The organism is Streptomyces sp. NPDC002884 (assembly GCF_040295245.1).
Classification (GTDB): domain Bacteria; phylum Actinomycetota; class Actinomycetes; order Streptomycetales; family Streptomycetaceae; genus Streptomyces.
In genome coordinates, this window is the sequence record NZ_JBEOVB010000009.1 from 35,561 (window position 1) to 53,974 (window position 18,414).

Genomic DNA, 18,414 nt, shown 5'->3' on the forward strand with positions numbered 1-18,414 from the left:
CCCGGTTCCGGATCCCGAGAAGTTTTTGAAAGGAGTTTGAACAACAGCAACCGCTTACCCGTACTCACGACTGAACGCCGGCGCCGCGTTTGTACACCCACTCCTGACCCAAGTGAGGCATCCGCATGTCCAGGGCTCTTCCGAAGTACAACAAGCGTCGCGTAGTGGTCATCGGCGCGGCCGCCGCTCTGGCACTGTCCGGCGCGGTCGTCGTCAACTCCGCCCTCGCCGGGGAGTCGTCCAAGAGCAGCGGCTCGACCGACGCCAAGACGCTCGCCAGCCCCGGCACCATCTCGTGCCCGGACGTGGCCTCCCAGCTTCCCGCGATCCCCGCCACCGCGCAGGCCGAGGTCGACCGCAACCTGGCACTGCTCCAGACGCAGATCGCGGAGGCCAACAAGCGGCTGGTCGACACCGTGGGCCAGGGCGGGGCGAACTTCGTGCAGAACGCGATCCTCGGCCCGCTGGAGGGCAAGCGGGTCTCCACGATCGACCGCATCGCCATCTCCATCGGCCGCCAGGGCACCAAGCCGCAGGGCCTCGACGCGCTCGCGCCGTGCGCCCTCGACGCGGGCGGCATCGCGGACACCGGCGAGGACGCGGGCGCGGACGACGCCGCGGGCGACGAGGCCGAGGCCACCCCCGGCGCGGAGGAGACCGCCGCCGAGGGAGCGAACGACGGCGCGGCGGAGACGGGCGACGACACCGGCGACGCGGCCGGCGTGGGCACCATCAGCTGCCCGGACGTCGCCTCGCAGCTCCCGGCGATCCCCGCCACCGCGCAGGCCGAGGTGGACCGCAACCTGGCACTGCTCCAGACGCAGATCGACGAGGCCAACACCCGCCTCCAGAACACGGTCGGCCAGGGTGGCGCCAACTTCGTGCAGAACGCGATCCTCGGCCCGCTGGCGGACAAGCGGGTCTCCACGATCGACCGCATCGCCATCTCCATCGGCCGTAAGGGCACCAAGCCGCAGGGCCTCGACGCCCTGGCCGCCTGCGCGTTGAACAAGTGACGTGACAGGCGCAGTGGCCGCCCCGAGAAGCGCCGGCCGGGGCGGCCACTGCGGCGTACCCGCACACCCCCGCACACCCTGCGCACCACATCCCGCATTTCCTTAGACACGCGAAAGGCTTTCCCGGATAATCGTTAGCCATGGGAAAGACTTACGAGCGCATCGACGGAAGACTCCGCACGTTCATCGAGGAACAGCCCCTCTTCTTCACCGCGACCGCCCCCCTGTCCGGCGACGGCACGGTGAACCTCTCCCCCAAAGGCCTCAAGGGCTCGTTCGCCGTCCTCGACGAGCACACGGTGGCCTACCTGGACTTCGCCGGCTCCAACGCGGAGACCATCGCGCACCTGCGGGAGAACGGCCGGATCACGCTGATGTGGTGCGCTTTCCAGGGACCGCCGAACATCGTGCGGGTGCACGGCCGCGGCGAGCCGGTCTTCCGTGACGACCCCCGCTTCCGGGAGCTCCTCGCCCGCTTCGCCGGCCTGGACCCGACCCCGCACGGGCTGCGCGCGATCATCCTCGTGCACGCCGAACTCGTACGGGACACCTGCGGGTACGCGGTGCCCTTCATGACGTACGACGAGGACCGCGACCTGCACGCCAAGCGGTTCGCGCGGGAGGACGACGAGTCGCTCGGCGCGTACTTCGCGAAGAAGGAACACGTCGCCACGAGCATGGACGGACTGCCCGGACTGCCGTTGCCCCTGAGTCCGATTTGACGCGCATACGCGTTCTGTACAGACAGTCAACACTTGGGCTGCTTGGGGTATTTGACGGAATTCCCCCTTCCGCCGCACTCGTCCCCTAGCGTGACTCACGCCTGCGCGCTCTCGCGCAGGCGCGAACACATGGGGGATACATGTTCCGAACCGCACGCGAACCACAGAGCAAACGTCATGTCCGGTCCTCGTTCTACGTCGTCGGCGAGGGCATCCTCGCCGAGTCCCGGGACGGCGGCCCCACGGAGCCGCTGGCCGCCTCCACCGTGGCGGACCTGCGCAAGTTCCGCTTCTCCCGGCTGGGCCCCCGCTCCAGGCCGGCCCACCAGCTCGACCGGAACGCCCGCATCGAGCTGGCCGAGGCGATGACGGACCCCGAGCGGGACCACCCCGACCAGCCGGGGGTCCCGTCGGGGTTCACCTATCTCGGCCAGTTCGTGGACCACGACCTCACTCTGGACGCCACCGCGGTGCGCCTGGAGGACGAGATCACGGTGCGCCAGCTCCTCCAGGGCCGCTCCCCGGCCCTCGACCTCGACTCCCTCTACGGCCTCGGCCCCGACCACCGCTTCGACCGCCGGTACTACGAGGACGACGGGCTCCGGCTGAAGTCCGGCACCACCCAGGGCGTACCGAACGACCCCTCCGTCGTGGGCCGGCCGCTCACCGGGTTCGACCTGCCCAGGCAGGGCTCGGGCTCGCTGAAGTCCGAGCGGCGCCGGGCGCTGATACCGGACCCGCGCAACGACGAGAACCTGGTCGTCGCCCAGGTCCACGCCGCCTTCATCCGGTTCCACAACCGGGTGGTGGCCGACCTGGTCGGCAAGGGCGTGTCCAGCGCGGTCCTCTTCGAGACGGCACGCGAGACCGTCGTCAAGCACTACCAGTGGATGCTGCGCCACGACTTCCTGCGCAGGATCGTCGACCCCGAGATCGTCGAGGACGTGTTCGGCAACGGCCGCCGGGTGTTCGAGCCCTCACCGGGCGAGTACGACCTGCCGACCATGCCGATCGAGTTCTCCGTGGCCGCCTACCGGCTGGGGCACAGCATGGTCCGGGGCCGCTACAACTGGAACCGGATCTTCGACCGGGGCCGGGGCACGCTGGAGCTGCTGTTCCAGTTCAGCGGCACCAGCGGCGTCCTGTCGCCGCCGCCCGCCGACCCGGCGGACCCGGAGTCGGGCGACTTCGAGCGTCTGCCCACCAACTGGATCGCCGACTTCCGGCGGCTGTTCGCCTTCCAGGAGGCGGTGCCCGAGCGGACGGACCTCCTCGTGCCCGACGCGCAGTTCAACCTCGCCAAGCGGATCGACACCCTGCTGGTCGACCCGCTCGCCGACCTGCCGCTCGGTTCCTTCGGCGGACGCGGTCAGCCGAAGCCTCCGCAGGCCGAGCTGAACCTCGCCTTCCGCAACCTCACCCGGGCCTCGATGCTGCGGCTCGCCACGGGACAGCAGATGGTCGAGCACTTCATCGACCGCAAGGTGGACGTGGAACCGCTGACCGCGGCCGACTTCGCGCAGGGCGGCGGTGCCCGGCTCTCCGCAGGCCTCGCGGAAACCGTCGCCAAGAACACCCCGCTGTGGTTCTACCTCCTGCGGGAGGCCGAGGTGAGGGGCGACGGGAAGCTGACCGGCGTCGGCGGCCGCATCGTCGCCGAGGTGTTCCACCGGGCCATCGAGGGCAGCCGGCACTCCATCCTGCGCGACCCGTTCTGGCGTCCGTTCCTCAGCCCGGTCGGGGACCGCAACTCCCGGCACGTCTTCGAGATGACCGACCTGCTGCTGTACGCCTTCGAGGGACAGGCGGACCAGCTCAACCCGCTGGGTCCGGTGACCTGAGCGGCCGGGACGGGTGGGCCGGCACCCCGCACGGTCGGCCCACCCGGCCTGCCGGTGCCGCCGCCCCCGCTTAGCGTCTGATCATGCGCCCTCGTGTCGTCGCCACCGCCCTCGTCTGCGCGTCCCTCGGCCTGCTCGGTGCCGCTCCGGACACCGGAACCGCCCCGCCGCTGCCCGCGCGGATGGCCGACACGGGCGGCGGCACCCAGCTGATCACCGCCGTGGCCCCGAGGTCCGGTTCCACCTCGGGCACGCTCACCTGGTGGGACCTGCGCGACGGCCGGTGGACGCCGGCCGGTTCCACGCCGGCCCGGTTCGGCGCGAACGGCCTGGTCGAGGGCGCCTCGCGCCGGCAGGGCACGAACACGACGCCGACGGGCCTGTACGGCCTCCCCTACGCCTTCGGCATCCGGCCGGCCCCGCGCGGGACCTCGTACGCCTACCGGCCGGTGCGCCGGGATTCCTGGTGGTGCCAGGACAACACGTCCGGCGCCTACAACCGCTGGACCGAGCCGCGTCCCGCGGACTGCCGCGCGGCCGAGTCCGAGCACCTGGTCACGTACCGCGCGCAGTACGCGTACGCGCTGGTCATCGGGTTCAACTACGACAAACCGGTGCGCGGCCGCGGGGCGGGGATCTTCCTGCACGTCAACGGGCGCGGGGCGACGGCCGGTTGTGTGTCGGTGCCGGCGGGGGCGATGCGCCGGCTCCTGTCGTGGGCCCGGCCGTCGGGGCGACCGCATCTCGCGATCGGCACGACGGACGGGCGGACGGCGATCGTCCGCTACTGAGCCGCCTCGCGACGATCGCCGGTGGTCGCGTCCGGTGAGCGTCTCCGCGGTGCGCTGAACACTCCGCGACCGTGGCCCGTATCTGAGGGCCAAGGGTCCGTATCCACGGAGGAACAGTGACCACGACGATCGCCGGCGGCCGTGCCGCCCGCCGCCAGACGATGCGCCGCATCCGCCCGCGCCGCTCCCCGGCCGTCCCGTTGCTGCTCGCCGTATGGGCGGGCGCGGCGGGTGTGCTGTGGCTGTGGTGGGCCAACACGCCGAACATCGCGGACGACAACAGCAGGATCCTCAACGCGGGACGGATCACCGGGCTGCTCGCCGGGTACCTGATGGCGCTGGTGGTGCTCCAGATGGCACGGGTGCCCGCGCTGGAGCGGCGGGTGGGCTCGGACCGGGTCGCGCGCTGGCACGCCATGAGCGGCCGCTACACGCTCTGCCTGGTCTTCGCGCATGTGTTCCTGATCATGTGGGGGTACGCGCTCCAGGCCGGCAAGACGCTGGGGGACATCGTCCAGCAGACGATCGACTCCATCAACCAGCTTCCGGACATGGGCAAGGCGGCGATCGGCACCGGTCTCTTCCTGCTCATCGGGCTGGTGTCGATCGGACCCGTGCGCCGACGGATGCCGTACGACACCTGGTACCACATCCATCTGATGACGTACGCGGCCGTGTTCCTGACGTTCTGGCACCAGATCACCTCGGGCAACGACTTCGCGATCGAACCTACCGCCAAGACCGTCTGGTACGCGCTGTACGGGTCGGTCACCGCGCTGGTCGTCTGGTACCGCGTCATCGTTCCGGTCCGGCTGAACCTGCGCCACCGGCTGCGCGTCGAGGCGGTCATCGAGGAGACGCCCGGCATCGTGTCGGTGCTGATCGGCGGGCGCAAGCTGCACCGGATGGGCGCGGAGGCCGGGCAGTTCTTCCGGTGGCGGTTCATGGCGCCGGGGATGCGGTTCAGCTCCCACCCGTACTCGTTGTCGGCGGCCCCCCGGCCGGACCTCCTGCGGATCACCGTCAAGGCGATCGGCGACCACAGCGCGGCCCTGCGTGAGCTGCGGCCCGGCACGAAGGTGTGGGCCGAGGGCCCGTACGGTGCGATGACGGCGTCCCGGCGCAGCCGCGGCAAGGTGCTGCTGGTGGCCGGCGGAGTCGGCATCACGCCGATGCGCGCGCTGTTCGAGACGCTGCCGGGCGCGGCCGGTGACATCACCCTCCTCTACCGGGCCAACAGCACCCAGGACCTGGCGCTGTGGGACGAGCTGGCGAAGATCGCCGACGAGCGCGGGGCGCGGCTGATGTACGCCGTCAACAGCCCCGACGGGGAGCGCCCCGACATCTCGGCGGAGTCTCTCCAGCGGAAGATCCCCGACATCGACAGCCACGACGTCTTCATGTGCGGACCCAACGGCTTCGCCCAAGGGGTGTACGAGGCACTGCGCGGCGCCGGGGTCCCCGCCCGCCGCATCCACCACGAGTCGTTCGAGATGTGAGCGACCCGTACTCACGGGAACCTCGCCACCAACGGGAATCAGGAGCTCAGGCAGAGATGAGGAAGAGCCACCCTCTTCGGCGCGTCGTACTCGCCACCGCCGCCACCGTGTCCGGGATCGTGCTGCTGCTGTCGCTGAAGCCGTCGTCCGACCCGGGCGCGGCCCAGGCGGCCGGCGCGGGCGCGGCGGCGCAGGGAGCGGCCCAGGGCGGATCCGGGGCGGTCGTGTCGGGGACGATGACCGGTGACGCGGCGCAGACGCAGTACGGGGCCGTGCAGGTCCGCATCACCGTCGTCAACAACAAGATCACCAAGTCCGAGGCGGTGCAGGCGCCCAAGGGCGGCACCAGCGACCAGAAGACCGCGCTCGCCGTCCCCAAGCTCAACGCCGACGTGGTCGCCAAGCAGAGCCCGGACATCGACACGGTGTCGGGCGCCACGTACACCAGCGAGGGCTACAAGAAGTCCCTCCAGTCGGCGATCGACAAGGCGAACGCGAGCGCCGGGTCCGGGTCCTCCCAGGGCTCCGGCAGCGCGCAGGCGTCCGGCGCCTTCACCGGGGACGTGGCCCAGACGCAGTACGGCGCGGTCCAGGTCCGGATCACGGTCGCCGGCGGGAAGATCACCAAGGCCGAGGCCGTCCAGGCACCCAAGGGCGGCACCAGCGACCAGAAGACCGCGCTCGCCGTCCCCAAGCTCAACGCGGCGGCGGTCGCCGCCGGCAACGCCGACATCGACACCGTCTCCAGCGCGACGTACACGAGCGACGGCTACAAGAAGTCCCTCCAGTCGGCGCTGGACAAGGCGAAGGCGGCAGCGGGCCAGGCCTCCGGGTCCGGCGACGCGGGGGCCGCTTCGGGGGCCGCGCAGGCCAAGACCGTCACCGGCACCGTCGCGCAGACGCAGTACGGCGCGGTCCAGGTCCGGATCACGGTCGCCGGCGGGAAGATCACCAAGGCCGAGGCCGTCCAGGCACCCAAGGGCGGCACCAGCGACCAGAAGACCGCGCTGGCCATCCCGAAGCTCAACGCGGCGGCGGTCGCCGCCGGCAACGCCGACATCGACACCGTCTCCAGCGCGACCTTCACCAGCGAGGGCTACAAGAAGTCCTTGCAGTCGGCGCTGGACCAGGCCGGTGGCTGACACGGTGGCCGAGTCGGCGGCGGCTCCCGCCGTGCTGCGTCACGCGGAGGAGGTCATGGGGACCGTCTTCTCCTTCGACGTCCGCGGCGGGGAGCCCGGGGCGGTGCGGGCGGCGCTGGAGGAGGCGATCGCCTCGCTGCACCGGGTGAACGAGGTGTTCAGCACCTACCGCGAGGACAGCCAGGTGTCCCGGCTGGTACGCGGTGAGCTGACCGTCGAGGAGTGCGATCCGGAGGTCGCCGAGGTGCTGGAACTGGGCGCCGAGGCGGAACGGGTGAGCGACGGCTGGTTCAGCATGCGCTACCAGGGCCGGCTCGACCCGACCGGCATCGTGAAGGGCTGGGCCGCCGAGCGCGCGGCCCGGCTGGTCGCGGCGGCGGGCGTGAGCGGGGTGAGCGTCAACGGCGGCGGGGACGTGCAGCTGCTGGGTGTCCCCGGGCCCGAGCGGCCGTGGCGGGTCGGTGTGTCGGACCCGCTGCGCCCGGGCGGTCTCGCCGCGGTGGTCTCGGCGGCGGGAGCGGACGAACTGGCGGTCGCGACCTCCGGTACGGCGGAGCGGGGCGCCCATATCGTGGACCCGCGAACGGGCCGCTCCGCGGTGACCGACCTGGTCGCCGTGACGGTGGTGACCCCCCAGCTGACCTGGGCGGACTGCTGGGCGACCGCCGCGTTCGCGATGGGGTCGCGGGAGGCACTGGGCTGGCTGGAGTCCCTGCCGGACGTGGAAGCCCTGCTGATCACGGCGGGCGACGAGGTGCGCTGCACCGGGGGCCTGGCCGGCCGGCTCGGCTGAGTGGGACCGCCCCGCGGCGGGTGGCGCGACCCGGCACCGACGGACTGCCGCCGCGCCCCGCACGGCGGCAGGCGGCACGGGCGGGCCCGGGCGATTCGAACGGGCCCAGGCCGGAACGAGCCCGGGCCGGAACGGGTGCCCGGGCCGGAACGAGCCCCAGGCCGCACCCGGACGGCTGCGCAGCGCGGGCGGGCGCGGGAGGGCCCCACCCGGCACGGACGGGCCCCGGCGGCGCGAGGACGGCCGAACAGCGCAAACGACGGCACTCGCCCGGGGAACGGGGCCGCGTCGGTGTGCGGCCCCGCCACGCGGGCGGCGCGATCAGCCACCACTCGCCCGCGGCCTCACCCTCGGTCGGCGAGCAACCCGCAGACGCCCCCTCGGGAACCGTCAGTGGCCGTTCTGAGCGAGCCGCAGCAAATGATCCGCGAGCGCCTGTCCGCCGGTCGGCTCCCGGCTGATCAGCAGCAGCGTGTCGTCGCCCGCGATCGTCCCGAGGATGTCCTGCAGCTCGGCCTGGTCGATCGCCGAGGCGAGGAACTGGGCCGCACCCGGCGGGGTACGCAGCACCACGAGGTTGGCGGACGCCTCCGCGGAGATCAGCAGCTCCTGCGAGAGCCGCCGCATCCGCTCCTCCTTCGCCGACTCCCCCAGCGGCACCCGGGGAGTCCGGAAACCCCCCTCGCTGGGCACCGCGTAGATCAGGTCGCCGTCGTTGTTGCGGATCTTCACCGCGTTCAGCTCGTCCAGGTCCCGCGACAGCGTCGCCTGGGTGACGCTCAGCCCGTCGTCGGCCAGCAGCTTCGCCAACTGGCTCTGCGACCGCACCGGTTGCCGGTTGAGGATGTCCACGATCCGGCGGTGACGCGCGGTGCGGGTCTGCGGCACGGCGGGCCCGCCCGCGCCCGGCTGCTCATGGTCCTGCGCCTGACTCATCGTCGTCTCATTCTCCGGGGTCTCCGGATCGTCACTCCCCGCTCGCGGCTGCGTCGAGGATGCCGGGCAGTGCCCCGAGGAACGCCTCCACCTCCTCGTCGCCGAGGTTCAGCGGCGGCATGAGGCGGACGACGTCGGGGGCGGGTACGTTCACCAGGAATCCGGCCTCCTGAGCCGCCGCCCGCACCTGGGGCGCGCGGGGCTCGGTGAGCACGATACCCAGGAGCAGGCCCGCGCCCCGGACATAATCGATCAACGGGTGGCCCGCACCCTCGATCCCGGTCCGCAACCTCTCGCTCTGCCGCTTGACGTTCTCCAGCAACCCCTCGTTCTCGACGGTGTCGAGAACGGCGAGTCCGGCGGCGCAGGCGACGGGGTTGCCGCCGAACGTGGTGCCGTGGTGGCCGGGCCGCAGCAGCTCCGCGGCGCGCCCGAAGGCGATCGTCGCGCCCAGCGGCAGTCCGCCGCCGAGGCCCTTGGCCAGCGTCACGACATCCGGCAGGACGCCCTCGTGGGCCTGGTACTCGAACCAGTGCCCGGTCCGGCCGACGCCGGTCTGCACCTCGTCGAGGACCAGCAGCGCGCCGGTCGCGGCGGTGATCGCGCGGGCGGCCTTGAGATAGCCGGCCGGCGGCACCACGACACCCAGTTCGCCCTGGATCGGCTCCAGGACGACGAGCGCCGTCTCCTCGGTGACCGCGGCGGCCAGCGCCTGCGCGTCGCCGAACGGCACATGGGTGACGTCGCCGGGCAGCGGCAGGAACGGGTCCCGCTTGCCGGGCTGGCCGGTGAGCGCGAGCGCGCCCATGGTCCGGCCGTGGAAGGCGCCCTCGGTGGCGACGACGTGGGTCCGACCGGTCAGCCGGCCGATCTTGAAGGCGGCCTCGTTGGCCTCGGCGCCCGAGTTGCAGAAGAAGACCCTGCCGTCCCGGCCGAAGAGCTGGAGCAGCCGTTCGGCGAGCGTGACGGTCGGCTCGGACAGGAAAAAGTTGGAGATGTGGCCGAGGGTGCCGATCTGCCGGCTCACGGCGTCGACGACGGCCGGGTGGGCGTGGCCGAGCGCGTTGACCGCGATGCCGCCGACGAAGTCGAGGTACTCCTTGCCGTCGGCGTCCCAGACCCGGCTGCCCGCGCCGCGCACGAGGGGCAGCAGCGGGGTGCCGTAGTTGTTCATGAGCGCGCCCTGCCACCGCGCGGTCAGTTCCTCGTTGCTCATGACGGCTCCCCCTGTGCGTCCGGCCGCGCGGCCGGCTGTGCGTGCGGCTGTGCGTGCGGCTTCTCGTCGGGCACGACCATCGTGCCGATGCCCTCGTCGGTGAAGATCTCCAGCAGGATCGAGTGCTGGACCCGCCCGTCGATGACACGGGCCGTGTTCACACCGTTGCGGACGGCGTGCAGACAGCCCTCCATCTTCGGGACCATCCCGGAGCTCAACTCCGGCAGCAGCTTCTCGAGTTGGGAAGCGGTGAGGCGGCTGATCACCTCGTCGCTGTTCGGCCAGTCCTCGTAGAGGCCCTCGACGTCCGTGAGGACCATGAGGGTTTCGGCGCCAAGTGCCGCAGCGAGTGCCGCAGCCGCCGTATCAGCATTGACGTTGTAGACATGTCCGTCGTCCTGGGAGCGGGCGATCGACGAGACGACCGGGATGCGGCCGTCGGCGAGCAGCGCCTCGATGGCGCCCGTGTCGATCGCGGTGATCTCGCCGACCCGCCCGATGTCGACCAACTCGCCGTCGATCTCGGGTTGGTGCTTGGTGGCGGTGATGGTGTGCGCGTCCTCGCCGGTCAACCCGACGGCGAGCGGCCCGTGTTGGTTCAGCAGCCCGACCAGCTCGCGCTGGACCTGTCCGGCGAGCACCATCCGTACGACGTCCATGGCGTCCTCGGTGGTGACCCGCAGGCCGGCCTTGAACTCGCTGACGATGCCGTGCTTGTCGAGGGCGGCGCTGATCTGCGGGCCGCCGCCGTGCACGACGACGACATGGAGGCCGGCGTGCCGCAGGAAGACGACGTCCTGGGCGAAGGCGGCCTTCAGGTCCTCGTCGATCATGGCGTTGCCGCCGAACTTGATGACGACCGTCCTGCCGTTGTGCCGGGTCAGCCAGGGCAGCGCCTCGATGAGGATCTGCGCCTTGGGCAGCGCGGTGTGCTTGCGGGTAGTGCTCATGACGAGTACGCGCTGTTCTCGTGGACGTAGTCGGCGGTGAGGTCGTTGGTCCAGATGGTGGCCGTCTCGGAACCGGCGGCGAGGTCCGCGACGATGTGCACCTCGCGGTAGCGCATGTCGACCTTCTCGCGGTCCTCCCCGACGCCGCCGTTCTTGCAGACCCAGACGCCGTTGATGGCGACGTTGAGCCGGTCGGCCTCGAAGACGGCTCCGGTCGTGCCGATGGCGGACAGCACCCGGCCCCAGTTGGGGTCCTCGCCGTGGATCGCGCACTTGAGGAGGTTGTTGCGGGCGATGGAGCGGCCCACCTCGACGGCGTCGTCCTCGCTCGCGGCGTTGACGACCTCGATCCTGATGTCCTTGCTCGCGCCTTCGGCGTCCCGGATCAGCTGCTGGCCGAGGTCGTCGCAGACGGTCCGCACGGCGGCGGCGAACTCCTCGTACCCCGGGGTGACCTCGGAGGCGCCGGAGGCGAGCAGCAGCACGGTGTCGTTGGTCGACATGCAGCCGTCGGAGTCGACGCGGTCGAAGGTGACCCTGGTGGCGGCGCGCAGCGCCTTGTCCAGGGTCTCGCTGTCGAGGTCGGCGTCGGTGGTGAGGACGACCAGCATGGTGGCGAGACCGGGGGCGAGCATGCCCGCGCCCTTGGCCATGCCGCCGACGGTCCAGCCCCCCTCGGTGACGACGGACGTCTTGTGGACGGTGTCGGTGGTCTTGATGGCGATGGCGGCCTTCTCGCCGCCGTGCTCCGAGAGCTGACCGGCCGCGGTGTCGATCCCCGGCAGCAGCTTGTCCATCGGGAGCAGGACGCCGATGAGGCCGGTGGAGGCGACGGCGACCTCGCCCGCGCCCAGCCCCAGCACCTCGGCGACCTTCTCCGCGGTCGCGTGGGTGTCCTGGAAACCCTTCGGCCCCGTACAGGCGTTGGCGCCGCCGGAGTTGAGGATCACGGCGGACACCTGGCCGCTTTTCAGCACCTGCTCGGACCACAGCACCGGCGCGGCCTTCACGCGGTTGGAGGTGAAGACGCCCGCGGCGGACAGACGGGGCCCGTTGTTGACCACGAGGGCCAGGTCCGGGTTGCCGTTCTGTTTGATCCCGGCGGCGATGCCCGCCGCCGTGAATCCCTTGGCTGCCGTGACGCTCACGGTGCGACTCCGATCGTGGAAAGCCCGGTGGTCTCGTCGAGCCCGAGGGCGATGTTCATGCTCTGGAGGGCGCCGCCCGCGGTGCCCTTGGTCAGGTTGTCGATGGCGCTGATGGCGATGATCCGGCCTACGGCGGCGTCGTACGCGACCTGCACCTGAACGGCGTTGGAACCGTGGACGGACGCCGTGGCGGGCCACTGCCCCTCGGGGAGCAGGTACACGAAGGGCTCGTCGGCGAAGGCCTTCTCGTACGCGGCGCGGACGGAGTCGGCGGTGACGCCGGGCTTCGCCTTGGCGCTGCACGTGGCGAGGATGCCCCGGGACATCGGCACCAGGGTGGGGGTGAAGGAGACGGCGACCGGCTCCCCGGCCGCCGCGCTCAGGTTCTGGATGATCTCGGGCGTGTGCCGGTGGCCGCCGCCGACGCCGTACGGGGAGACCGAGCCCATGACCTCGGAGCCCAGCAGGTGCGTCTTGGGCGACTTGCCGGCGCCTGAGGTGCCGGAGGCGGCGACGATCACGGCCTCCTGCTCGGCGAGGCCCGCCGCGTACGCCGGGAACAGCGCGAGCGAGACGGCCGTGGGATAGCAGCCCGGGACCGCGATGCGCCTGGTCCCCGTGAGCGCCGCGCGGCCGCCCGGCAGTTCGGGGAGGCCGTAGGGCCAGGTCCCGGCGTGCGCGGAGCCGTAGAACCGCTCCCAGTCGGCCGCGTCCGTCAGCCGGAAGTCGGCGCCCATGTCGACGACGAGGACCTCCGGACCGAGCTGTTCGGCGACGGCGGCGGACTGGCCGTGCGGCAGGGCGAGGAAGACGACGTCGTGTCCGGCGAGGACGTCGGGGGTGGTCTCCTGGAGGACCCGGTCGGCCAGCGGCAGCAGATGCGGCTGGAGCGCGCCCAGTCGCTGGCCCGCGTTGGAATTGCCGGTCAGGGCGCCGATCTCGACCTCGGGGTGCGTCAGGAGCAGGCGCAGCAGCTCTCCGCCCGCGTACCCGCTCGCTCCGGCCACCGCCGCACGTACCACCATGACTCCTCCTCCTGGATGGCATGACTATACGTTTCCATGCACGTTTATGCAATCCATGCCGGGGCGGGGCCCGGAGCGATCTTTGCCCAGACCGTGGGTCTGCGTAACCTCGACCCGGTGATCGCCATGACACCTGTAACCAGCCTGGACCTGACCGGCTTCACCGAGCGTGAGCCGGGGGTGTGGACCGACGCGGCGGGCCTCGTCCTGTCGGTCCACTTCTTCCCGCTCGTCCCGGACCTGCCCGCCCCGCTGCACGAGCCGCAGCGCCTCGGGGCAGGGCTCGCGCAGCTCGTGGCCGGTGCCGGCGGTGGGCTGATCGAGGCGGCGCCCGGCTCCGTGGACGGCGTCCCGGCGGTCCGCCAGCTGGTCAAGATGCCGCTGGGAAGCCGGCCCGGGCAGGCGTTCCTCGGCTCCTGGACCGTGCCCAGGGCCGGGTCCAGCACGGTCGTGAAGGTGCAGGCCGCCGAGGGCGCCACGACCGGGATGCGGGAGGCCATGATCATGGCGCGGGTGGGCCCGGCCGAGTACTTCCGGCCCCACCCCTACACGGGCGGGCAACCGGGCGGACAGCCTGGTGGACAGTCGGGCGGACAGTCGGGCGGGCTTCCGTACCACGTCGGCGACGACGAGCAGTGGGACGCGCAGTTCCCCGACCACCCGCTCACGCTCGTACGGGCCGCGCTGCACCGGATCACGCCCACGATCACCTTCGACGACCGTTTCAAGGCCCTGCCGCCGTTCGGCGGGCCGGCCGCCCCGCAGCAGCCGGCGTCGCCGTCGGTGCCCCACCTGCCGCCGGTCAGGCGCGGCTGGTTCCGGCGCAGGGGCGTCTGAGGGGCAGCAGGCGCCCGGCGGGCGTGGGCCGCGACAGCCCACGCCCGCCGGATCCCCTACCGCTGCCTGATCCTCAGGAAGGTGATCGAGTTCGCCGGGAAGGTGTAGGTGAACTCGTCCGCGACCCCGGTGAAGGTGGAGGTCACCGGCGCCACCGGGGTCCCGGCCTCCGTGTTGACCGCGTCCGGCGCGGCGGCCAGCGTGGTCACCCTCGCCTTGGACGCGACCTTGGCGCCACCGAGGTCGATCGCCGTACGGGCGTCCGTGGACTGGGCGTTGACGACCTTGACGATCAGGTCGCCGCTCTTCCTGTCCTTGGTGACGACCTGGCGGAACGGCTCGGCCGGCTTGTCGTCGGTGAAGCTGCCCCACTCCTGACCGTCGAGGTAGAGGGTGACCTGGCGGCCCCGCACCTTGACGTCGATGTCGTAGGCGCGGCCCGTCTCGACGGACCCGGCCTTGGAGATCAGCGTCGACTTGCCGCCGTCCACGGCCTGCTCGACGGCGGACTGGGTGTTGTTCCAGCCACCGAGGTTCCACCAGTAGTAGTTGCCGGTGTCCTTGACGCCGAAGGCGACGAGGAAGCCCTCCTTGCCCGCCTTCTTGGTGGCCTTCACCCGCAGGTCGTAGTCGTGCCAGCCGGCGTCGCCGGCCGAGACCATGGTGTTCTCGGCGGCGGTGTCGGTCTGCACGTACTGCCCGTCCTGGAGCGACCAGCTGCCGCCGCCCGTGTGCGTCCACCGCGAGGCGTCGCCGGAGAAGTCGTCGCTCAGCAGCGTGCCGCCGGCCGCGTCGGTCACCTTCACGTCGTCGTACGCCGCGCTGGTGGCCCAGGTGGACAGGCCGACGGCGCCGGTGATGGGGCCCTGGAGGGACGGGGTGCCGGTGGCCGTGGACGGCACCACGCGGTCGCCCACGTTCGTCATGAACAGCTTCTGGACCTCGTAGTTGGCCGAGTTCCACGAGGCGTGGTTGTTGAACCACACCAGGTCCGGGCTCCACTGCACATAGTCCTCGTTCGCGAACAGCGGCGCGTAGGAGGCGAGCTGGACGACGTCCGCGTTGCGTTCGAGGCCGGTCATGAAGGCCGCCTCGGCGAGCCCGTTCTTGAAGGCGTTGCCCCAGGAGGCGTACTCGCCGAGGAAGACCTTGGGGCCGCCGCGGTCGTAGGTGTCGTAGCGGTCGTTGTTCTGGAGGAACCACTGCGGGCTGTTGTAGTAGTGCTCGTCGACCATCGCCACGCCCGCGTCCCGGTTGAGCTGCCAGGCCGTGTCGAAGGTCTGACCCGCGTCGTCGGGGCCGGAGTTGGAGATCACGGTGATGTCCGGGTACTTCGCCTCGATCGCGGTGCGGAACTGCGCGAAGCGGGCGAAGAACTCGACGGGCAGGTTCTCCTCGTTGCCCACCTCGAGGTGGGTGAGGTGGAAGGGCTCGGGGTGGCCCATCCGGGCGCGCTTCCTGCCCCAGGTGGAGGTGACCGGGCCGTTGGCGAACTCGATGAGGTCCAGGGTGTCCTGGATGTGGCGCTTCAGGAGCGCGTCGTCGACGACGGCCCTGTTCTGTCCGCAGCCGGTCACCAGGGCCGGCACGACGGGCAGCGGCATCGCCCCGATGTCCTCGGCGAAGCGGAAGTACTCGTAGTAGCCGAGGCCGTAACTCTGGTTGTATCCCCAGAAGTTGGAGTTGGTGGCGCGCTCCTCGACGGGTCCGACGGTGTCCTTCCACTGGTAGGAGCGGGCGCGCTGCCAGTCGGAGGCCTCGCTGTAGTCCTGCATGGAGCCGGTGTTGACCAGACATCCGCCGGGGAAGCGCACGAAGCCCGGGTCGAGGGCGGCGATCTTCTCGGCGAGGTCCTTGCGCAGACCGTTGGGCTCGTTCTTGTACGTGTCACGGGGGAACAGGGACACCATGTCGAGGGCGGCCGCGGCCGAGGAGGCCACCGACAGACGGCCGGCGCTGCTGGTGCGTGCACCGGTGAAGGTCGTCCGGTACCGGACCCAGCCGTCCGTGCGCACGGCGACCTTGCGGGCGGTGGCCAGCGCGCCGTCGGCGTCCTGGAGGCTCACGGTGAGCGTGCTGCCGCTCCCGGCGCGGGCCCACACCGAGAAGTCGTACTTCTTGCCCTGCTCGACCCGGACACCGGTGTTGTAGCCGGCGTTGGTCACGGAGGAACCGGCGCCCAGGGAGAGGTAGTTGCGGTTGCGGTCGTTGAGGCGGCCCGCGTCGTCCAGGACCTGCGCGGTGCCGTCGACCGTCCAGGAGGTCAGCGGGGTGTACGACCGGTTGTCGACGGTGGAGTACTCGAAGGACCGGTTCTGTACGAGTTCGGCGTACAGGCCGCCGTCGGCCGCCCGGTTGATGTCCTCGAAGAAGACCCCGTACATCGTGTCGTCGATCTTCGCGCCCTTGGCGGCGGGGTCGACGGTGATGGCGTAGTCGGTCACGGACTCGGCGTGCGCCGGGGCGGGGACGAGGGCGGCGGCCGTCAGGAGGGCGGTGGTGGTGAGACCCAGTCTCCAGCGGGTGCGGGTGGCGCGGGTGGTGCTGCGTGACATGGATAACTCCGCGGCTCAGTGATGCGAGTTGTATGTCAGGGGGAATATCGTTGTTCGAGATGTCGGACATCGATCAGCACTTCGAACGGCAAGATAGGGAGGAGGCCGAGACGCGTCAATGGGGCCTACGACGACGGATGTGACGGAGGGCGGCACCGTATGGGCGAGTTCCGGCCAGTGCCGGACGTACTGGCGTACCTGGCGGGGAGCTGGCGGGTGCGGCGGTCGGTGCGGGACCGCGCGAGCGGCGACGAGGGCCGCTTCGAGGGCGTCACGGTGTTCGGCGCGCTGCACGAGGACGGACCGCCACAGGCGGACGGACCGCCTCGGACGGACGGGCCGCCCGGCGAGAGCGGGCTGCTGCACCAGGAGTCCGGCACGTTCGTCTGGCTCGGGGTCCCTCGCCCCGCGGAGCGCACCCTGCGCTTCCTGCCGGGCCCGACGCCCGGCACGGCCGACGTACGGTTCGCCGACGGCCGCCCCTTCCACGACCTGGACCTGACGACCGGGCGGCACATCGCCGACCACCCCTGCTCCGCCGACCTCTACCGGGGCGAGTTCACCGTCCGGGACGCGGACCACTGGCGGACGGTCTGGCGCGTGGCGGGCCCCGCCAAGGACCTGCTGCTCACCACCGACTACGTACGGGTGGGCTGAGCCGAAGCCCCTTCGAGGCGGAGGTTCCACCGGCCGGCCCGGCCGGTGATCGTGGTCGTCGACAACGGACGCACATCGATGTTCCAGTACGTCGCGGGCGGCGCCTTGAGCGCGTACACCAGGGCCGCGCGGATCACGCTCGGCTCGGCCACGGCGACGATACGTCCACCGTCACCCACCGGCCGGGTGTCGAGCCAGCCGGCGACCCGGGTGATGAACGCGAACAGCGACTCGCCGCCGTGCGGGGTGGCGAGCGGATCGGAGAGCCAGGCGTCCACGGCTTCCGGCTCGCGGGCCATCGCCTCGCCCAGCGTGAAACCGCGCCAGCGGCCCATGTCGCAGTCCCGCAGGGCGAGCTGCACCAGCGGGGCGTAGCCGAGCGCGTCCCCGGTGGCACGGCTGCGCGGGGTGGGCGAGCAGTAGCGCAGCTCGGCGGCCGCGAGGGGCAGCAGAGCGTCGGCCACCTGCAACACCTCACCCCAGCCGTCCTGGTCCAGCGGCCGGTCGTCCTCGAAGCGTTCCGCGAGCAGCGAGGAGCTGCGAGCGGCGGCGACGAACGTGACCCGAAGTGGCATGCGGTGATGGTGAGCCGCGTAACTGCGCAGGTCAAGGGGTGTTGGCCGACGGCCGGAAGAAAACTTACCGGCGAGTCAGGACCTGCCGGACAAGTCGCCAAAAAGCAGTGCCCCCCTCACTCCGTCCCGATCACGCCGTCCCGATCACGGCATCCCCCTCACGCCGTCCCGATCACCGCGTCCCGCCGGCCCCTCCCGCCGGCGCCTCCCGTCGGCGCCCTCCCGCCGGCGCCCTCCCGCTCGTCCGGTCCCGGTCACGCCGTCGCGGGCTTCTCGAAGATCAGCGCCATCCACTGGTCCGGCTTCTCCAGCGCCTCGAAGCCGACCTGCCGGTAGACCCCGTGCGCGTCGTGCGTGGCGAGCAGGATGCGGCGCAGCCCGTGCGGCCGCAGACGGTCTCGGACGGCGGCGACGAGAGCGGTCCCGATGCCCTTGCCGCGCACCGCCGGGTCCACGTACACGTCGCACAGCCACGCGAAGGTCGCGAGGTCGGTCACTACCCGTGCGTAGGCGACCTGCTCCCGCGACGCCGTGTCGTAGACGCCGAAGTTCAGCGAACCGGCGATCGCCCGCTCGTGCTTCTCCCGCTCGCGCCCGAGCGCCCAGTACGCGTCCGTGGACAGCCAGCGGTGCACCCGCCCGACGTCGACACGGGCGGGGTCGGTGGAGAGCTCGTAGCCCTCGGCGAGGGGCGGGGTGGCGTTCATGGGG

17 protein-coding genes are annotated in these 18,414 nt (G+C 71.5%); 9 read left to right on the plus strand and 8 right to left on the minus strand.

Annotation, left to right across the window (positions count from 1 at the left end; all coding sequences use genetic code 11):
* Nucleotides 1-125 precede the first annotated feature (125 nt).
* The 7 genes from ABT070_RS20195 to ABT070_RS20225 all read left to right on the plus strand — a co-directional run bounded on the left by ABT070_RS20195 (nt 126) and on the right by ABT070_RS20225 (nt 7,804).
* Complete coding sequence (locus ABT070_RS20195) at nt 126-1,016, plus strand: hypothetical protein (RefSeq protein WP_351762308.1); 891 nt, start codon at nt 126-128, stop codon at nt 1,014-1,016.
* 140 nt (nt 1,017-1,156) lie between these two features.
* On the plus strand, nt 1,157-1,738 hold the full coding sequence (locus ABT070_RS20200) for a pyridoxamine 5'-phosphate oxidase family protein (protein ID WP_351762311.1): 582 nt from the start codon (nt 1,157-1,159) through the stop codon (nt 1,736-1,738).
* A 140-nt stretch (nt 1,739-1,878) separates the two neighbouring features.
* Nucleotides 1,879-3,579, plus strand: a complete 1,701-nt coding sequence (locus tag ABT070_RS20205; protein WP_351762314.1) for a peroxidase family protein — start codon at nt 1,879-1,881, stop codon at nt 3,577-3,579.
* Between the two features lie 83 nt (nt 3,580-3,662).
* Nucleotides 3,663-4,370: a L,D-transpeptidase family protein gene (locus ABT070_RS20210; protein WP_351762317.1), complete on the plus strand. Its 708-nt coding sequence runs from the start codon at nt 3,663-3,665 to the stop codon at nt 4,368-4,370.
* Nucleotides 4,371-4,486: 116 nt separating this feature from the next.
* Nucleotides 4,487-5,869, plus strand: coding sequence for a ferredoxin reductase family protein (locus ABT070_RS20215; protein WP_351762320.1), 1,383 nt, complete (start codon nt 4,487-4,489; stop codon nt 5,867-5,869).
* A 56-nt stretch (nt 5,870-5,925) separates the two neighbouring features.
* Nucleotides 5,926-7,011 carry an FMN-binding protein gene (locus ABT070_RS20220; protein WP_351762323.1) on the plus strand — a complete coding sequence of 362 codons (1,086 nt, stop codon included), beginning with the start codon at nt 5,926-5,928 and terminating at the stop codon, nt 7,009-7,011.
* Nucleotides 7,004-7,804 carry an FAD:protein FMN transferase gene (locus tag ABT070_RS20225; RefSeq protein WP_351762326.1) on the plus strand — a complete coding sequence of 267 codons (801 nt, stop codon included), beginning with the start codon at nt 7,004-7,006 and terminating at the stop codon, nt 7,802-7,804. The genes ABT070_RS20220 and ABT070_RS20225 overlap by 8 nt, the downstream gene beginning before the upstream one ends.
* A gap of 390 nt (nt 7,805-8,194) precedes the next feature.
* Here ABT070_RS20225 and ABT070_RS20230 read toward each other — a convergent pair whose 3' ends face one another.
* From ABT070_RS20230 to argC, 5 genes are read right to left on the minus strand one after another with little or no spacing between them, the layout of a single operon-like run.
* A complete protein-coding gene (locus ABT070_RS20230) occupies nt 8,195-8,740 on the minus strand; it encodes an arginine repressor (RefSeq protein WP_351762329.1) in 546 nt (181 codons plus the stop codon).
* Between the two features lie 31 nt (nt 8,741-8,771).
* A complete protein-coding gene (locus ABT070_RS20235) occupies nt 8,772-9,956 on the minus strand; it encodes an acetylornithine transaminase (protein WP_351762332.1) in 1,185 nt (394 codons plus the stop codon).
* Nucleotides 9,953-10,906, minus strand: coding sequence for an acetylglutamate kinase (argB, locus tag ABT070_RS20240; RefSeq protein ID WP_351762335.1), 954 nt, complete (start codon nt 10,904-10,906; stop codon nt 9,953-9,955). The genes ABT070_RS20235 and argB overlap by 4 nt, the downstream gene beginning before the upstream one ends.
* Nucleotides 10,903-12,054, minus strand: coding sequence for a bifunctional glutamate N-acetyltransferase/amino-acid acetyltransferase ArgJ (gene argJ / locus ABT070_RS20245; RefSeq protein WP_351762338.1), 1,152 nt, complete (start codon nt 12,052-12,054; stop codon nt 10,903-10,905). The genes argB and argJ overlap by 4 nt, the downstream gene beginning before the upstream one ends.
* Nucleotides 12,051-13,079, minus strand: a complete 1,029-nt coding sequence (argC, locus tag ABT070_RS20250) for an N-acetyl-gamma-glutamyl-phosphate reductase (protein ID WP_351762340.1) — start codon at nt 13,077-13,079, stop codon at nt 12,051-12,053. Before argC ends, argJ begins: the two co-directional genes overlap by 4 nt.
* A gap of 126 nt (nt 13,080-13,205) precedes the next feature.
* Here argC and ABT070_RS20255 point away from each other — a divergent pair, with 126 nt between their 5' ends.
* Nucleotides 13,206-13,916 (plus strand): hypothetical protein, encoded by a 711-nt coding sequence (locus ABT070_RS20255; protein ID WP_351762343.1) that lies wholly within the window; start codon nt 13,206-13,208, stop codon nt 13,914-13,916.
* A gap of 56 nt (nt 13,917-13,972) precedes the next feature.
* On the opposite strand, the gene ABT070_RS20260 is transcribed toward ABT070_RS20255, so the two are convergent.
* Complete coding sequence (locus ABT070_RS20260) at nt 13,973-16,471, minus strand: alpha-L-arabinofuranosidase family protein (RefSeq protein WP_351762346.1); 2,499 nt, start codon at nt 16,469-16,471, stop codon at nt 13,973-13,975.
* A gap of 159 nt (nt 16,472-16,630) precedes the next feature.
* Between ABT070_RS20260 and ABT070_RS20265 the strand changes: the two genes are divergently transcribed.
* Nucleotides 16,631-17,128, plus strand: coding sequence for a DUF6314 family protein (locus ABT070_RS20265; RefSeq protein ID WP_351762349.1), 498 nt, complete (start codon nt 16,631-16,633; stop codon nt 17,126-17,128).
* Here the strand turns inward: ABT070_RS20265 and ABT070_RS20270 are convergent.
* Both ABT070_RS20270 and ABT070_RS20275 read right to left on the minus strand, forming a co-directional pair.
* Complete coding sequence (locus ABT070_RS20270; RefSeq protein ID WP_351762351.1) at nt 17,110-17,703, minus strand: histidine phosphatase family protein; 594 nt, start codon at nt 17,701-17,703, stop codon at nt 17,110-17,112. The genes ABT070_RS20265 and ABT070_RS20270 overlap by 19 nt on opposite strands.
* A 254-nt stretch (nt 17,704-17,957) precedes the next feature.
* On the minus strand, nt 17,958-18,410 hold the full coding sequence (locus tag ABT070_RS20275) for a GNAT family N-acetyltransferase (RefSeq protein ID WP_351762865.1): 453 nt from the start codon (nt 18,408-18,410) through the stop codon (nt 17,958-17,960).
* Nucleotides 18,411-18,414: the final 4 nt, after the last annotated feature.